Genomic DNA, 15,886 nt, shown 5'->3' on the forward strand with positions numbered 1-15,886 from the left:
TCTTTCCTAATAAATTATACTATCACTGGACGTTGCGCTAAATGAGTAATGCCTATATAATGATGGGAGCAAGGTTTGGATATCAATTTGAAATTCCAGATGGAATAGCGCCAGAACCGGCTGACTTAAGCCGGTTGACGAGGATGGAGTAATCGAAAGTTCGGCGGATGCTCCACGGTATGCACTACCGAAAAAGCTCCCTCAAATACCGGAGGCGACTTCGGGGACAAAGGGGATCAGGTGCCCAGACCTTTCTTAATAGAATAAGAAAGGATGTATTGTCATGTGTGGAATTGTCGGTTATTTAGGAGGCAAGGATGCTACGGACGTCCTTGTGCACGGTCTCTCTAAGCTCGAATACAGGGGCTATGACTCGGCCGGTATCGCTGTGCCTGAAGATGGTAAAATCACCATCGTGAAGACAAAGGGCAGGCTTAAGAATCTCGCGGAAAAACTGGAGACGGAGCCAGCACACGGTCATCTTGGAATAGGTCACACCAGGTGGGCCACCCACGGTGAACCCTCGGACGTGAACTCCCACCCCCACTGCAGCAACAACGACAGGATATCTGTCGTGCACAACGGCATAATCGAAAACTACATGGAGATCAAAAGCTGGCTTGCAGACAAGAGTTATACTTTCCTGTCAGAGACAGATACTGAGGTCATACCTAATCTTGTAGACCACTATTTCGAGGGATGCCTGCTTGAGGCAGTGATCAATGCGACACAGAGACTCAAGGGAAGCTATGCTCTTGGAGTAATATCCCTTGACGATCCGGACAAGATAATTGCAGTAAGGAAGGACAGTCCTCTCATAATCGGGCTTGGAGAGAACGAGAGCTTCATAGCATCGGATGTTCCTGCCATACTCAACTACACAAGGGAAGTTGTATATCTTGATGACATGGAATTCGCAGAGATCACCGGATCCGGCATCAGATACTACAATGCCAATATGGAGTCTGTTGAGAAGTCATCCACCACGATAACCTGGAATGCGGACTCTGCCGAAAAGGGCGGATATGACCATTTCACGATCAAGGAGATCCATGAGCAGCCTAAGGCGCTGAGGGATACCATGACCTCGAGGATAGTGGCAGGCCAGAAGGTCAAGCTGGACGACATAACGATAACCAGGGAAATGCTTGAAAGTTACTCAAGGATCTACATAGTTGCCTGCGGAACGGCTTACAATGCAGGAGTAGTAGGCAAGACAGCAATAGAATCCCTGTCAAAGATACCTGTAGAGGTTGATGTTGCTTCAGAGTTCAGATACAGGGACCCGATAATAGACTCAAGGACCCTTCTCATTGTCATAAGCCAGTCCGGAGAGACCGCTGACACTTTGGCGGTTCTCCGTGACTCAAAGAAAAAGGGCGCAAGGGTAATAGCTATCACCAATGTTGTCGGAAGCTCGGTAGCACGGGAAGCCACAGATGTGTTCTACACCTGGGCAGGACCTGAAATCGGAGTAGCGTCAACAAAGGCATACCTCACCATGCTGATCGCAGTGTACACCATAGCCCTGCACTTCGCTGAGCTGCTTGGCACAATGACCGACGAGGAGACAGATGCAATAAAGAAGGAGATGCTTCTTCTTCCAGACAAGGTTTCGAAGGTTATCGAGCAGAAGGAAAGCATACAGAAGTTCGCTTTGAAGATCCATGGCGAAAAGGATGTTTTCTTCATCGGAAGAGGCCTTGATTATGCAGTCGCAATTGAAGCGGCCCTCAAGCTCAAGGAACTCACATACATCCATGCGGATGCTTATCCTGGCGGAGAGCTTAAGCACGGCCCCATAGCCCTTATCGAGAAGAATACATCGGTACTTGCATCTCTTACACAGAGAAGCCTGCTTGACAAGATGCATTCTAACCTCAAGGAGGTAACCTCCAGAGGCGCAAAGGTCATGGTTGTAACATACGAGAGCAATAAGACAGTAGACAGCTTCGTTGATACAGCTGTACACATACCGGAGACTATCGACCTGCTCGCACCAGTTCTTGCAGTCGTACCAATGCAGCTCCTCTCCTACTACGTCTGCTCCTTCAAGGGACTGGATGTTGACAAGCCGAGGAACCTTGCAAAATCAGTAACAGTGGAATAGCACAAGCACCCCGGAGGTTTTCCGGGGTGCTTTCATTTAACATGCACTTATTGTCTATTTGTCCTTGGCTTCCATTTCCCGTGACTTGAGTCCTGCAGCCAGAGCTCCTTCGATCACAGCTGTCCTGAAGCCCTTTTCCTCAAGTATCCTTACAGCTTCTATGGTCGTCCCTTTGGGGGATGTGACCATGTCCTTGAGTGCCCCCGGGTGCTCCTTTGTCTTCTTATAAAGCATGGCTGACCCTATAAGGGTATCTGCCACAATATCGTATGCGTCAGCTCTCTTGATCCCCATCCTGACACCTGCGTCTGCAAGTGCTTCCATGAACATGAATATGTAGGCTGGTGACGATCCGGCTATTGAAATGAACCCATGGATGTCTTCTTCCGTTATGAGGTATGCCTCACCAATCGAAGAAAAGAGCTTCACTATGGACTCCCTTAATTCCTGATCAAGGCCGTCTGAGACAACTCCGTAAACACCTTTTGATATAAGTGCGGGAGTATTAGGCATTACACGCGCCATGGTCGCCTTGTTTTCCGATGCGACACGCAGGCTCTGCAGAGATACACCTGCAGCGATAGATACAACTGTCTTACCCTCCAGGTAGTCACAGTTTTCCCTGATTACCCCGAGGATGTCCTTTGGTTTCACCGCGATGATAACCAAGTCGCTTTCCTTCGCAAGCTCATGGACGCTCTCAGCCACGTGTGCCCCTCCCGACTTCAGTTCAGATACGTTCCTGTCGCTCCTGTTGTATACCGTTATCCCGTAGCCTGCCAGCTGCAGGCCCTTGCCAATCGCGTAGCCCATGTTTCCAGTACCTAGAATGCCTATCCTCATCCGGTCCACCTTCCTCTCAATATTCATACTCAATTACATTTTCGCTGATCCTGACTGTCAGCTTCTCATCCTTTGAAAGCTTCTTGTATGATACAAGGAACTCATTCAATTCATTGTCAGACAGGTCGACCTTCTTCTTTGATGAAATCAGGACGATATTGTCATTAAGGAAGATAGTCAGGTCATTCCTGTCATTTTTAATCTCATAGTTGAAGCCTGCATAGCTTTTTATCCTGTCCTTGTACTTTTCAGTAAATCCAAGGGATTTCCTGTATCTTTCATAGTTACCGCCTGGTATGTTGTACTGCTTCTCGACGTCCTCAGGCGTTACTCCGTATCTTTCCATAAGCTTCATCTGAAGGTCCATGAATTTCTCCTGCGAGATCCCATGCTCCTTCATGTATTCCTGTATGGCCTTGTTTATCTGGGCGAAGTTCATGCTCCCGGTTCCCATCTGTCCGTAAAGGGACATTATGTAGTTCTCGAAATCATCGATGTCCTTTTCCCTTACCTTGTTCTTCAGCTCGTTGAAGTCTATTATGTCGCTCATTTAATCCTCCTTCTGCGCTTTGAGGAAGTCAAGGAAGTCATTTTTCTCTATCCTCGACACACCGCTGCGCTCGATGTCATAGCTCCCATCCGGCAATTTTCCTGTCAGATCCTCCATTGCAGCTGCAATCCTCTCCCTGCAGAACGTACCCTGGCACCAGCCCATAGCAGCCCTGGTCCTTCTCTTTATACCATCAACCGTGGTGACCTCTATCCCTCTGTCCATTGAATCTGCTATTTCCCCTTCAGTCACCCGCTCGCATCTGCATACTATCCTCTCCCTGCTTCCGACCGGAAGCCTTGAAAGCCTGTCGACCTCCCTGTAAGGCAAGTCTTTCCGTGCTAACTCCTGAGGCTTCCTGAATGGATTGAAGGAAACCTCAGGCTCAAGGTTCAGCCCTTCATCCCCCAGTATGCTTACCAGAAGACTCGCAATGGCAGGTGATGCTGTAAGACCCGGAGACTGTATTCCGGCTGCATTGATGAAGCCTCTGATCCTTGACGGTCCGATAACGAAGTCACCAGTCGAACTCCTTGCCCTGATGCCTGTGAAACTCCTGAGGAAGCTCTCACCTTTAATATCAGGATACAGCTTCTTTGCCTGGTTGTACACATTCTGAAGCCTATCCTTATGGGTGGATGTGTCCTCCCTGTCCTCCACGTCCGTCGCATCGGGACCTATGAGGAGATTACCATGGATCGTCGGAGTGACAAGCACCCCCTTCCCCATTGCAGTCGGGAGCTGGAACACGACATGCTCAAGCATTTTACCGGTGCCCTTGGCAAACAGGAGATACTCACCGCTTCTCGGTAGTATTTCAAATCCATCCGCACCTGCCATCTTCGCAACCCTGTCTGACATCACACCGGCGCAATTGACAACAAACCTTGCCTGAAAATCACCCCTGTCAGTTGAAAGGGTGAATATCCCGTTCTCCATTTCAATTCCTTTAACTTCTGCTGAAAGGAAAAGTTCAGCTCCGTTTTCCACAGCATTTTCAGCCATGGCTATAGCCATCCCATAGGGTGAGCAGATGCCCGCGCCCTTGCAGAACAGGGCGTTTTTGACTTCCTCCGAGATATTGGGTTCCAGTTTCATTATTTCTTCCCTGCCAATTATGGAAAGGTCAGTGAGGCCGTTTTCAATTCCTCGCCTCTGGAGCCTCTCAAGCGGCTCCAGGTCATCTTCCATACTTACAAGAAGGGACCCTGTTTCAGTAAAACCGAAATGAAGTTCATCTTCAAGTTCCCGGAATCTCCTTCTGCCCGCAATGCAGAGCCTACCCTTTAGTGTGTCATGGCCTTCTGCATAACCGCCGTGCACTATGGCGCTGTTTGCCTTTGTCGCGCCCATGGAGACATCAGGATGCTTCTCAATTACGGCAACTTTGAGCCTGTATCTTGTAAGTTCCCTTGCAAGGGCAGTCCCTATGATACCTGCACCTATTATCGCCACGTCATGCACCATTTCCGGATCCACCCCTTATTGTAACCTCTCCTGAACTGATCACAGAAGTCACTTCGTACTCAGCATCCAGGTACCTGACCACTAGTCCACCCTTCCTGTCCACCCCGACAAGCCTTGCAGGTCTCACACCGCCTCCTGAGCTTACAGTGATCTCATGGCCGATATACATGAGGGATCCTTTATAGTCTTCAACTAACCCTTCAGGGTCCTCGATGGTTTCCCTTAGCATCTTTTCAAGATTGTCTGCTATCCTGGCACATAGGAGGCTTCTGCTTATTCTGATTCCGGTCTCATTCACAATGGAAGAGGCAATGTCCTTGAGTTCTTCAGGAAATTCCTCAGTCGTAACGTTGATGCCTATACCTATGACAAGATGGTCCATCGTTCTCCCTACAGGGTCAAACTTTCCTTCTACAAGTATTCCTCCGACCTTCCTGTCACCTATGTACACATCATTCACCCATTTGAGCCTGGGTCTTATCCCACACAGCTCATGTATCGCGTCTCTCGCTGATATGGCTGCTGCTATTGTAGCAAGGGATGTGTCCATCTTCATATCAGGCTTCCTTATGAAGAATGACATATAAAGGCCCCCTTCAGGTGAATGGAAGCTTCGTCCAAGCCTTCCCCTTCCGCCAGTCTGAACCTTGGAGATGACAAGAGTGCCGTCCTTAGCTCTTCCTTCCTCCGCTCGCTCCTTGAGCCAGCTGTTTGTGGAATCAACGGATCCTACGAGGACAATGGTCCTTCCCAGCCATGATGTATTGATATGTCCAGATATCTGCCCAAGGTCCAGGTCATCCATGTCAAAACCTCCAGTTACTTTCTTATGATACAATTCTACAGCACGTCAGAGGACTATGGAACTCTTTCCATTGTCCTTGAGGCGATAACATCCGAACCCGTCCCGAGAACATCCCTTATGATGACATCACCTGCTTCAACAGGCGCCTGAACCACAAGTCTCCCTATCTCTTCACAGACCCTTAGTACAAGTCCTTTAGGTATATCTTTGCTTGTCTTTACGGGAAGCCGCCTGTGGACCGCACCTTCGATCCTTGCACTTGAAGTGACCATTCGCCGTGGATCAGTCATTTCCCTCACTGCATACGGCACTCCCCGAGGACATGCATTTCCTGTTACCAGATATCCCGCTGTTCCCTCCATAACCTTAAGAAGGCAGCCTCTTGGGCATACAATGCATGTAAGCTCTGACAATCATCACACCTCCTCGATTGAAATGGTCATATCCGAGTCACCGCTTATGATATCGTTTTTTATCGAGATCCTCTCCATTTCTCCCGGCGTTATCCTCGGTCTCCTTATTCTCTTCAATACGGAGCCCTTCTCATCCCTTACTACAAGATATGCATTCTTGAACACCCGGTCTGCCCTTAAGGAGATTTCAGCGGTTCCCGGTCCGGGAACTATAGATAGATGCTGGGGGACTGCATAAGCTACTCCTTCACCTGGAAGTATCACTATCTTCCTTCCTTTTGTTTCGTCAAATTTTCGCAAATATTCCGCTGCGCTCCTGCCGGCCCTCTCCCCTTCAAGACTGACATGGTCTGCAAGGTCGTTGACATGTACCACATTTCCACATGCGAAAACGCCTTCCATTGAGGTTTCCATGTTTCTGTCCACGTATGGGCCCTTTGTCCTTGGATCAAGGTCTATCCCTGCTCCGGCAGTAATTTCATTTTCAGGTATAAGACCAACGGAAAGAAGCAATGTATCGCATTCAACAAACCTTTCAGTTCCGGCAACAGGCATCCTGTCCTCTCCCACCTCTGCGATAACAACCCCCTCAAGCCTCCTCTTACCTATGACCTTAGTCACAGTATGCGACAGGAGGAGAGGGATTCCAAAATCATCGAGGCACTGTACTATGTTTCTCGTAAGTCCGCTTGAATACGGCATTATCTCAACGCATGCCAGGACCATCGCCCCTTCAAGCGTCAGGCGCCTTGCCATGATGAGGCCGATGTCACCGGAACCTAGAACCACAACCCCCTTCCCTACTTTATGGCCTTCGATGTTGACGTATCTCTGCGCAGCCCCGGCTGTAAGCACCCCTGATGGTCTGTCTCCTGGGATCTGTATGGCTCCCCGTGTCCTTTCACGGCAGCCCATTGCGAGTATGACCGCATTTGCATGTATGTCCATTAAACCGTGAGAAGGATTCATGGCACGAACAAGCTTTTCACTTCCATGGCTCTTAAGGCTCATCACCATTGTATCAAGCATGACAGTGACCCCTGATTCAACCAGTGACCTTGAACATCGTTCTGCATATTCCGGTCCTGTCAGCTCTTCATTGAACCTAAGAAGCCCGAAGCCGGAGTGTATGCACTGGTTGAGTATCCCGCCAGTCTCAATGTCCCTGTCTATGACAAGGACAGATCCGGCTCCAGACCTTTTCGCTTCAATTGCTGCTGCCATTCCAGCCGGACCTGCCCCTATGACAACTATCTCATAATACATCATCCTGCTCTCCTTCGAGTACATGGGAACCGTCAAGGTCAAGCTGTACCTCCCAGGGCTCTATCTTAAGCTCCCTGGAGATTATTTCAAGCACCTTCGGCCCGCAGAAGCCCCCCTGGCATCTTCCTGAGCCTGGTCTGACCCTTCTCTTCACTCCATCCAGGGATACTGCCCCCAAAGGTCCTCCAAGCGATTCTATCACCTCGCCTTCGGTTATCCCTTCGCATCTGCAGATAACCCTGCCATAGGCTGGATTCCCCTTTATTACCGACTGCTTCTCCTCATCACTCATCTCGCCGAATTTCACCCTGACTTCAGGATCGGTTTCCATTTGCCTTGGGGCCATATGCATTCCTGTGGCCTCAAGGAGCCTCACAGCCTCCCTGGCGATCGCAGGAGCTGCAGTAAGACCGGGCGACTTGATCCCCGCAAGGTTAACAAGGCCCTTGACAGAACCTGCTTCCTCTATGATGAAATCCTTTCTGTCGGAATAGGCCCTAAGTCCCGCATAATTCCTTATGGTGTCCCTGAAGTCGATGGATCCGACTGAACGGAGTGCACTCTCCTTTACAATCAAAAGCCCTTCCCTTGATGTTGCCCTGTCCTCCTTGTCTTCTGCCATTCCTGAATCCGGACCGACAAGCAGGTTCCCATGTACAGTAGGAGTTACCATTACGCCCTTTCCCTTGTCAGACGGACACTGGAACAAGGTATGTGAAACCAGCTTTCCCTGACTCTTATCCAGGACGTAATACTGCCCCTTGCGCGGCAATATTGTAAACTCCTTCTCACCTGCCATCTCCATTATCTCATCAGCATGGATCCCGGCAGCGTTGACTATCCTCTTCGCCTGAACCCGTGACTCACCGCCATTGATCTCAATCTCGAAGAAATCAGATGTTTTCCTTATACCTGTGACTTTATTCCTGAAGCGAAGGGATACACCCCTGTCTGCAGCTTTCCCCAGGAGGGCCATGCACATCTCCCATGGTCCCACTATGCCTGCAGACGGCGCAAGAAGCGCACCTGCGGCTTGCGACCCGACATTTGGCTCAAGCCTTTTTAGCTCCTGACTGTCGATGACCCTAAGACCTTTGACCCCGTTGGCAATCCCTCGATCATACAGCATGCCTATCGTTTTTTTGTCGTCATCCGAAAAGGCAAGGACCAGCGCACCGTTCCTTTTGAATGGGAAACCTGCTTCCTTTGATAATTCCTCGAACATTGAGCAGCCTTCTACATTGAGCCTCGCCATAAGGGTGCCCTCTTCAGGATCGAAGCCAGCATGCACCAGTGCCGAATTCGCCTTTGTGGCTCCTGCTGCCGCATCATTTTCCTTTTCGATCAGACAAACTGCAAGGTCCAGCCTGGAAAGCTCATAGACCGTACATGCACCTACAATGCCTGCACCTATTACTGCAATGTCATACATGGGTTTACCTCCTTATGGAAAAGCCGTGCAGTCTGATTGCATCCAACCCGGCTAGGCACGACCTGTGTTGATCCATATCTTGCTTTACCGGAAACTTCTACCTTAGTATATCGGTTCCTGCCGAATCCTTCTCAACTCTTATGCTTCTGGTAGGATATGGAATTGAGATTCCATTCCTGTCGAAGGATGCCTTGACCTGTTCATGCATATCATAAAGCAGATTCCAGTAATTTTCCTTTAGACACCATATCTTGACGGTGATCTCCACAGCACTTTCCCTGTGGGCCTGCATCCTTACTATAGGCTCCGGATCCATGATGACCATAGGGTTCGATGCGATAACTTCGTTGATTGCCGTCTTGACCTTTTCTATGTCGGAGCCGTATGCCACCCCGAATATCAGGTCTAGCCTTCTCCTGTCCTCTGTCGAGTAGTTCGTGATCCTTGCATTGGCAAGTATTCCGTTCGGTATCATCACTCGCCTGTTGTCCGGAGTGTTCAGGTGGGTATATAGTATGTGGATGTCCTTCACGGTACCTCCGACTCCATCAGACTCGATGTAGTCCCCGACCTTGAATGGCCTAAATGACAGGAGAAGTATTCCTCCCGCAAAGTTCCCCAGGCTGTCCTTAAGCGCAAGACCTATTGCTAGACCAGCGGATCCAAGTATGGTGATGAATGTGGTGCTTGGGATATCAAGCACTCCCGCCGCAGTCAGCAGCACGACTATCTGCATGAGAAGCCTTACAACGGTCTTTATGAATGTGTGAAGGGATATGTCAACGGAGCTCCTTGCAAGAGCCTTCTCGACCATCCTCATGACTAGCCTTACAAGGTACGACCCTACTACAATCACAAGTACTGCAGCGAGTATCTTCATTCCGTAATTAAAAAAGAATTCATTTAGCTTTTCCATGTTTCCTCCGTCAGTTCAATTTATCGGTTTCTATCTCATCAGTCAGTCTCTCTATTTCACCTATCAGGAAGCCTATCCTGTCGATGGTGTCAATAAGCGGCTTGTCCGATGTTATGTCTACGCCCGCAAGCCTTGCGAGTTCAATTGGATCAAGTGTCCCTCCAGCTTCAAGCGTACTTTTCCAGTCTTCTATTGCTGAACTGTCTCCGCTTTCAACCCTTTTTGCCACTTCGGTGGCAATAGTAAGTCCTGCGCTGTACGTGTATGGGTAGAGACCCATGAAATAGTGCGGCTGTCTCATCCAGGTAAGCTCGGCCCCTTCTGTGATCTTCACAGAGTCACCAAAGAAGCCCTCAAGCACCTCCCTGAATATGCCGTTTAGCCGAGATGCTGTAACACTTCCGCCATTCTCGATTATCCTGTATACCTCTCTCTGATACCTTGCCTCAAGGAGGTGTGTCACGAAGTTGTGATAGTAGGTCCTTGATATCATTGTCGAGTATACCCATCTTCTGAACCTGGCATCCCCATTTGATTTTATAAGATGGTTCGCCATAAGCATCTCATTCATGGTCGAAGGTGCCTCTATGAAGTAAAGGGAGGGTCTTGAATCAAATACGTTCTGCCTGCTGTGACTGAGTTCAAAGTGCCCTGCATGCCCAAGCTCATGGGCAAGTACGAAGACCTCCCTCATTCTCTCGGTCCAGGATATGAGTATGTACGGATGTGCTCCATAAGGACTTGAGCAGAAGGCTCCGGTGGACTTCCCCCTGTTCTGGACGAAGTCTATCCACCTCTCATCAAAAGCCCTGCTTATCATCCCTGCATATTCACTGCCTAATACTGACAGACCCTCCAGCAGATGACCTTTGGCTTCAGCCACGGTGATACCTGGCTCGAAGGCAGGATCTACAGCAAGCTTCAGGTCCTCATACCTCATTTCATCAAGCCCGTGAATCCTCTTCAGGATTCCGGCAAACCTTCTCATATGCGGTGCCAGCCTCTCATATATCAGGTCTATCTGCCTGTCATACATCTTAATTGGTACCTTCTGGCTGAAAAGCAGGCTTTCAGTTACCGATCTGAAACCTCTGATCTCTGCCAGTGCCTTCTCGGTGGAGAGCTTGGTCTGATATACAGAAGCGACAGTGTTCTGGTATTTCCCCAGTTTCTCGGAAAACGCCCTGAAGGCTGCCCTTCTCACTTCAGTATCGGTCTCGAACTCATACCCGTTCTCAAAAAGGACGAATCCCAGAGGGTGCTCCCTTCCTCCTGCCATGAACGTCCCGAAGTCCATATCAGCGAGCTTTGCCCTGTTGTATATGTTGTATGGTGCCTCTAGGACGGTTCCAAGGGCCGATATGACCTTCTCGGCTTCCTTTCCAAGAATATGAGGCCTGTACCTCAGAAGATCCTTGAGATAATGCCTGTTCTCATCGGATGATTCAATTGCCTTCTTCAAAGTTTCCTCATCATTTTCCAGTATCTCCGTATCAATGAAGCTCAGCATGCTTCTTGCCTTAGCCAGCGCATCGGATACCATAGCCTTGAGCTCAAGGCTTGAATTGTCAGTAGTATCTGCCATTAGCCTTAGATGTGAGTAGGCGCCTGCCCTTCCCATTACTGGAAGTAACTCCCTCATTCCGTCAAGGCAGCTGTTTACCGCAAAACTGTCATTAAGCTTGCCCTGGAAGTCTTCCTCAAGTTTCCGGGATAGTGTAAGGATCCTCTCCACATCGATCTTCAGGCTTTCCACAGAATAATAAAGCGGTGACAGGTCCCATGTAAGGGCAGCTTCTGCGTCCTTCCTGTCAATCAGTCTTCTTTCCATATCAATATCCTAAACATTCATCCTGTAGAGCCTGTATGTCTTGTACGGCTCCCCGATAAACTCCTTTATATCAGTAATCATTGGCTTGTTGTATTCCCAGATAGTTGAGGCTTCTCCCCTCTTATATCCCTTCTCTATGCCTTTTCTCCACATGTTGAGGTATATTGCCCCTGATACGCCTTTCTTCCTGTACTCTGGCACGACAAAGAGGACAAATACCCTCAGCCTGTCTATCTTCTTCCTGTACTTCATGTACTTCAGTATCCCGAACGGAAGAAGCCTCCCATTCATCCTCTTCAGCACCATATTATAGTCCGGAAGAGCGATGTCGAAGCCTATGGGCTCTCCTTCAAGAGTCCTCGCAATGTATATGAAGTCGGGGTCTGCATAGGGTATGAGCTGCTTAGCTATCAGTGCGATCTCCTCATCATTTGGAGGAATGAAGTCATCCCAGTCGTCCGGCATGGACATCTCAATTATCTTCTTTACATCCCGCATTTCCCTGTCCATGTTGGTAAGGTCGATCCTGTCCACAGTGTAGCCATACCGCTTCATTGCAAGAGGAACAAGCCTTTCAAACTTCCTAATGTCCTCCTGGTCGTCCTTGATGTCATAACCGTAGCAGTCCAGATATTTCTCGAATCCGTATGCACTAAAAAGGTCATTGTAGTACTTGTGGTTGTATGTCTGCATAACGTATGTGGGCGACTCGAAGTTGTCTATGAGAAAGCCCCTGCAGTCGTCACCGCCAGGCAGTGAAAGAGGGCCCTTCATGTATTCGATACCCTTCTCCCTGAACCATGACCTGGCATGATCAAGCATTGCATCCGCCACAATCTGGCTGTCAATACACTCAAAGAGCGACAGGTACCCTTCCCTGAAGCCCTTGGCATGATTCAGGTGCTCGTTGATCCCATATAGGAGCCGTCCTGCAGGTACTCCATCCAGGTAGGCTACGATCCTTGCATTTGGTCCAGCCTGGTTCATATAGTTGCTCTTGCCGGTTACATACTTCCTGTTGTCAGAAATTATCGGAGGTACCCATGCTTCGATACCCTGATAAAGACTGAACGGAAGCCTTACGAAATCGTCCAATACCTTTCCCGCTGCCGCTTCCCTTATTATGACTCCCATAGCCGCACTCCCCCTTAAGTAACACCTTTCCATATTAGTTTACCACCATTTCACCATCCGTTCATTACCTATGCCATTTTCGGTCCAAACATTCACTAAAAAGAAGAAACGGGCCTTTCGGCCCGTCAAGCTACTTGTCTGCTATCTTTCCAACTACCGGTACACCGGACAGCTTGGATACCCCATGGGGAGACATTGTCTTTATTTCTGTTGTAAGGTCACGTCCTGCCGTGAACTTCCCCCAATGGGAGCCCCCTGCCCATTCCCTCACATCCGTCACATCATATATCACTCCATCAACCGCTATGTATGCCCTGGCACCGTCTTTTCCATCGAATTCCGCAAGCTCCTCAATCGTGAGCTCAAGCCCTGTGACTGTCGGAGTTTCCGGAGTCTTGGAGGAACACGCTGCAAGTACCAGAATTCCCGCTGCAATGCTAATTGCCGTCTTTGCAATCCTCCTGATGTCCATGGTTTCAACTCCTCGCATAAAATTGTATCTTATACAATATTATACATCATCGGAGCCTCTATTCATTGAATATGAACATGAATTAACTGAAGGTTCAAACTGGTCATAAATCCCGCCATATCATATTTCGGACATTCTCAACTGTCCTCACCGCCATGCATGTCATATTCTCGGTCATGACAGGGCTTTCACTAAGCCCTTCCCTTATGCGGCTGTTGACATGCTCCACCTCATAGGTCATCTCATGCTCGCAGGGATGGTCAATCCTTATCTCCCTGCCATTGTCAAAGAAAACCCTGGCATGCCTCGCCTTCCAGAAATCTGGTATCTCCACACGGCCCTTTTCACACCAGATTATTGCCATACCATTGGTTTCAACAAGAGTCGTGATCCTTGAAGTCAAAAGAGTACCATCCTTAAGGCTCACCGAGACTGCACATTGAAGGTCCACCCCTGTTTCACCAATCGTTGCTGTTCCAGCTGCCTTTTCAATCACTGAGCCAGTAAGGAACATGGCATGCTCCAGTGGATAGCTTAAACTTCCGTTCAAAGCACCACCTCCTGACTCCCTTTTGTAGAACCAGTCCTGTATGAAGCCTGTGGCTGACTGGCAGCAGTCGATCAGCCTGATCTTCCCAAGCTCACCTGAATCAAGTATCTTCTTTATATCAACCGTTACAGGAAGGAAAACTGACTTTTGTGCCTCCATGACAAATAGCCCTTTTTCCCTTGCCATGCTGAATACCTCGTGGGCATCAGACTCGAAAAGCGTGAAAGGCTTTTCACAGACAACATGCTTTCCATGTTCAAGCCCTAAAATCATATGCTCCTTGTGCAGGCTGTTCGGTGTCGCTATATACACAGCATCTATTCCTGGGTCCTCGACAAGTTCCTCGTAGCTGCCGTAGGATTTCAAGACTCCAAGTTCCTCCGCCATCCTGCGTGCTTTCCCGATGTCCCTTGATGCGATTGCGGTTACCTCACCGTCAGTTGTGTTCTGGACAGCCCTTACGAACCTCGGTGCCACGTTTGCAGCTCCCAGTATTCCATACCGTATCTTTGCCATGGCATCCTCCTCCAATTGGATGAAAGAAAACTCGAAAATAAAAGTTTGAAAAGTAATGCTGCCGGCTACACTAGCCGGCAGCACAGGTTTCTACAGAAGTACTAGCGAAAGCAGGAATATGAATGCCATGCTCACAAGTCCCATGACGAGAGTTACCATTGTCTGCGTCTTGTAGCCATCTTCTGGTGTCATTTCTCCAAAATTGGTTACAACCCAGAAATAGCTGTCGTTTGCATGTGATACGGTCATTGCTCCTGCTGCTATTGCCATTACTGAAAGTGCCGCTGCCATAGGTGATGTGAGCCCAAGGACCTCCATCATTGTTCCTGATGCGTTGTAGGCACCCATGATTCCGGCGGTGGTTGTCAGTGCGACTGTCGATGAGCCCTGAGCCGTCTTCAGTATCGCTGAGATTACGAACGGGAAGAATATGCCTACGTTTGATATGAATGTGGCGTTAGCCTTGATGTAGTCTACGAAGCCAGCTGTGACTATTACTCTTCCAAGAACTCCACCTGCTGCAGTAACGAAGAGTATCGGTCCTACGGTCTTAAGTGTGTCATTGGTCATGCTGTTGAAGAGATGCATCTTCTTGGTGGAAACAAGCAGCGCTATTCCAAAAAGAAGTCCGACTGTAAGAGCTATAAGAGGATTTCCAAGGAAAGCGAAAATTGTAAGCGCCGCCCCCTGCCACTTAAGTACGTTTGCTATCGATCCCATTGCCATGAGAAGTATAGGTGCAATTATAGGTGCAGTGGCCATGAATGCGCTTGGAAGTTCTCCGAAGCTCTCCATTATGTGCTCATAGTCCTCAGCAGTAACTTTCTCTTCCTTCTCACTTGTCGACTTTACTTTCTTTCCAATGAAGATGGCGAAGAAGTAAGCTGCGATGAGTGTTGGAATTGAAACAAGGGCACCCATTCCGATTACCAGCAGCAAGTTGTCAGCCAGTCCCAGTGTTCCTGCAGCAGCTATCGGTCCAGGAGTAGGAGGTATGAATACGTGAGATGTGTACAGTCCTGCAGAAAGCGCTACAGCAGTTGCTACCGCTGATGTCCTGGTCTTCTTGACCATAGCTTTCCTTATTGGATCCAGTATTACGAATCCGGAATCGCAGAATACCGGAATTGAAACTACCCAGCCCATGATGAGCATCGCAAGCTCAGGTCTCTTCTTGCCAACGATTCCTACGACTATTTCGGCAAGCTTGACAGCCGCACCGGTCTTTTCAAGTATGATTCCGATTAGTGCACCAAGTATTATTACAAGTCCTATTGATGTGAATATTCCCGAGAAGCCTGCTCCGAGTACTCCGGGAAGGTCCTTGAGCGGTATTCCGACGATCATACCCAGAACAAGTGATGTTCCCATGATCGCCAGGAAAGGATGAAGTTTGAACTTTGAAATTGCAAGAATCATAACGACGATAGAAATTGCAAAAGTGATGATTAAAGTAATTCCTGACATATTATCCCTCCGTATAGATATTTGGAAAGAATACTTAACTTAATTAACAAGGATATGAATATTATTCCTTCCTATTCCATATTAACATTTGGAGATTGTCATGTAAACATTTAC

At 48.7% G+C, this 15,886-nt stretch carries 14 protein-coding genes; 1 reads left to right on the forward strand and 13 read right to left on the reverse strand.

Annotated features, from left to right (window positions below; translation table 11 throughout):
* Window positions 1–283 precede the first annotated feature (283 nt).
* Window positions 284–2,110, forward strand: a complete 1,827-nt coding sequence (gene glmS, locus T472_RS17185) for a glutamine--fructose-6-phosphate transaminase (isomerizing) (protein ID WP_023388805.1) — start codon at window positions 284–286, stop codon at window positions 2,108–2,110.
* A 54-nt stretch (window positions 2,111–2,164) separates the two neighbouring features.
* On the opposite strand, the gene proC is transcribed toward glmS, so the two are convergent.
* The 13 genes from proC to T472_RS17250 all read right to left on the reverse strand — a co-directional run bounded on the left by proC (window position 2,165) and on the right by T472_RS17250 (window position 15,772).
* A complete protein-coding gene (gene proC, locus T472_RS17190) occupies window positions 2,165–2,980 on the reverse strand; it encodes a pyrroline-5-carboxylate reductase (protein WP_082447763.1) in 816 nt (271 codons plus the stop codon).
* Window positions 2,970–3,503, reverse strand: a complete 534-nt coding sequence (locus T472_RS17195) for a DUF3867 family protein (RefSeq protein WP_023388807.1) — start codon at window positions 3,501–3,503, stop codon at window positions 2,970–2,972. Before T472_RS17195 ends, proC begins: the two co-directional genes overlap by 11 nt.
* Entirely contained in the window at window positions 3,504–4,970 is a 1,467-nt protein-coding gene (locus T472_RS17200) for an NAD(P)/FAD-dependent oxidoreductase (RefSeq protein WP_023388808.1), read from the reverse strand. It abuts the gene before it with no gap.
* Window positions 4,960–5,775, reverse strand: coding sequence for a biotin--[acetyl-CoA-carboxylase] ligase (locus T472_RS17205; RefSeq protein ID WP_023388809.1), 816 nt, complete (start codon window positions 5,773–5,775; stop codon window positions 4,960–4,962). Before T472_RS17205 ends, T472_RS17200 begins: the two co-directional genes overlap by 11 nt.
* Window positions 5,776–5,828: 53 nt before the next feature.
* Complete coding sequence (locus tag T472_RS17210; protein ID WP_023388810.1) at window positions 5,829–6,188, reverse strand: DUF1667 domain-containing protein; 360 nt, start codon at window positions 6,186–6,188, stop codon at window positions 5,829–5,831.
* A gap of 3 nt (window positions 6,189–6,191) precedes the next feature.
* Window positions 6,192–7,454: an NAD(P)/FAD-dependent oxidoreductase gene (locus T472_RS17215; protein ID WP_023388811.1), complete on the reverse strand. Its 1,263-nt coding sequence runs from the start codon at window positions 7,452–7,454 to the stop codon at window positions 6,192–6,194.
* Complete coding sequence (locus T472_RS17220; RefSeq protein WP_023388812.1) at window positions 7,444–8,886, reverse strand: NAD(P)/FAD-dependent oxidoreductase; 1,443 nt, start codon at window positions 8,884–8,886, stop codon at window positions 7,444–7,446. The genes T472_RS17215 and T472_RS17220 overlap by 11 nt, the downstream gene beginning before the upstream one ends.
* Before the next feature lie 97 nt (window positions 8,887–8,983).
* The gene (locus T472_RS17225) at window positions 8,984–9,802 is read right to left on the reverse strand and encodes a mechanosensitive ion channel family protein (protein ID WP_023388813.1); all 819 of its coding nucleotides are present in this window, start codon (window positions 9,800–9,802) and stop codon (window positions 8,984–8,986) included.
* Window positions 9,803–9,812: 10 nt separating this feature from the next.
* The gene (gene pepF / locus T472_RS17230; protein ID WP_023388814.1) at window positions 9,813–11,633 is read right to left on the reverse strand and encodes an oligoendopeptidase F; all 1,821 of its coding nucleotides are present in this window, start codon (window positions 11,631–11,633) and stop codon (window positions 9,813–9,815) included.
* Between the two features lie 9 nt (window positions 11,634–11,642).
* Complete coding sequence (locus T472_RS17235; RefSeq protein WP_207643989.1) at window positions 11,643–12,800, reverse strand: GNAT family N-acetyltransferase; 1,158 nt, start codon at window positions 12,798–12,800, stop codon at window positions 11,643–11,645.
* Window positions 12,801–12,897: 97 nt separating this feature from the next.
* Window positions 12,898–13,239: a cytochrome b5 domain-containing protein gene (locus T472_RS17240; RefSeq protein ID WP_023388816.1), complete on the reverse strand. Its 342-nt coding sequence runs from the start codon at window positions 13,237–13,239 to the stop codon at window positions 12,898–12,900.
* A gap of 103 nt (window positions 13,240–13,342) precedes the next feature.
* Window positions 13,343–14,305 carry a Gfo/Idh/MocA family protein gene (locus T472_RS17245; RefSeq protein ID WP_023388817.1) on the reverse strand — a complete coding sequence of 321 codons (963 nt, stop codon included), beginning with the start codon at window positions 14,303–14,305 and terminating at the stop codon, window positions 13,343–13,345.
* A 90-nt stretch (window positions 14,306–14,395) separates the two neighbouring features.
* Window positions 14,396–15,772 (reverse strand): GntP family permease, encoded by a 1,377-nt coding sequence (locus T472_RS17250; protein WP_023388818.1) that lies wholly within the window; start codon window positions 15,770–15,772, stop codon window positions 14,396–14,398.
* Window positions 15,773–15,886: the final 114 nt, after the last annotated feature.

Origin of the sequence: Youngiibacter fragilis 232.1, from assembly GCF_000495435.3 — a bacterium.
GTDB lineage: Bacteria > Bacillota > Clostridia > Clostridiales > Clostridiaceae > Youngiibacter > Youngiibacter fragilis.

What these genes read in the sequence shown, in the direction of transcription:
- pepF (WP_023388814.1), bottom strand. Translation starts at nt 11,633, where the DNA reads ATGGAAAGAAGACTGATTGACAGGAAGGACGCAGAAGCTGCCCTTACA.
- T472_RS17215 (WP_023388811.1), bottom strand. Translation starts at nt 7,454, where the DNA reads ATGTATTATGAGATAGTTGTCATAGGGGCAGGTCCGGCTGGAATGGCA.
- glmS (WP_023388805.1), top strand. Translation starts at nt 284, where the DNA reads ATGTGTGGAATTGTCGGTTATTTAGGAGGCAAGGATGCTACGGACGTC.
- T472_RS17240 (WP_023388816.1), bottom strand. Translation starts at nt 13,239, where the DNA reads ATGGACATCAGGAGGATTGCAAAGACGGCAATTAGCATTGCAGCGGGA.
- T472_RS17245 (WP_023388817.1), bottom strand. Translation starts at nt 14,305, where the DNA reads ATGGCAAAGATACGGTATGGAATACTGGGAGCTGCAAACGTGGCACCG.
- T472_RS17225 (WP_023388813.1), bottom strand. Translation starts at nt 9,802, where the DNA reads ATGGAAAAGCTAAATGAATTCTTTTTTAATTACGGAATGAAGATACTC.
- T472_RS17250 (WP_023388818.1), bottom strand. Translation starts at nt 15,772, where the DNA reads ATGTCAGGAATTACTTTAATCATCACTTTTGCAATTTCTATCGTCGTT.
- T472_RS17195 (WP_023388807.1), bottom strand. Translation starts at nt 3,503, where the DNA reads ATGAGCGACATAATAGACTTCAACGAGCTGAAGAACAAGGTAAGGGAA.
- T472_RS17200 (WP_023388808.1), bottom strand. Translation starts at nt 4,970, where the DNA reads ATGGTGCATGACGTGGCGATAATAGGTGCAGGTATCATAGGGACTGCC.
- T472_RS17220 (WP_023388812.1), bottom strand. Translation starts at nt 8,886, where the DNA reads ATGTATGACATTGCAGTAATAGGTGCAGGCATTGTAGGTGCATGTACG.
- T472_RS17235 (WP_207643989.1), bottom strand. Translation starts at nt 12,800, where the DNA reads ATGGAAAGGTGTTACTTAAGGGGGAGTGCGGCTATGGGAGTCATAATA.
- T472_RS17205 (WP_023388809.1), bottom strand. Translation starts at nt 5,775, where the DNA reads ATGGATGACCTGGACCTTGGGCAGATATCTGGACATATCAATACATCA.
- proC (WP_082447763.1), bottom strand. Translation starts at nt 2,980, where the DNA reads ATGAATATTGAGAGGAAGGTGGACCGGATGAGGATAGGCATTCTAGGT.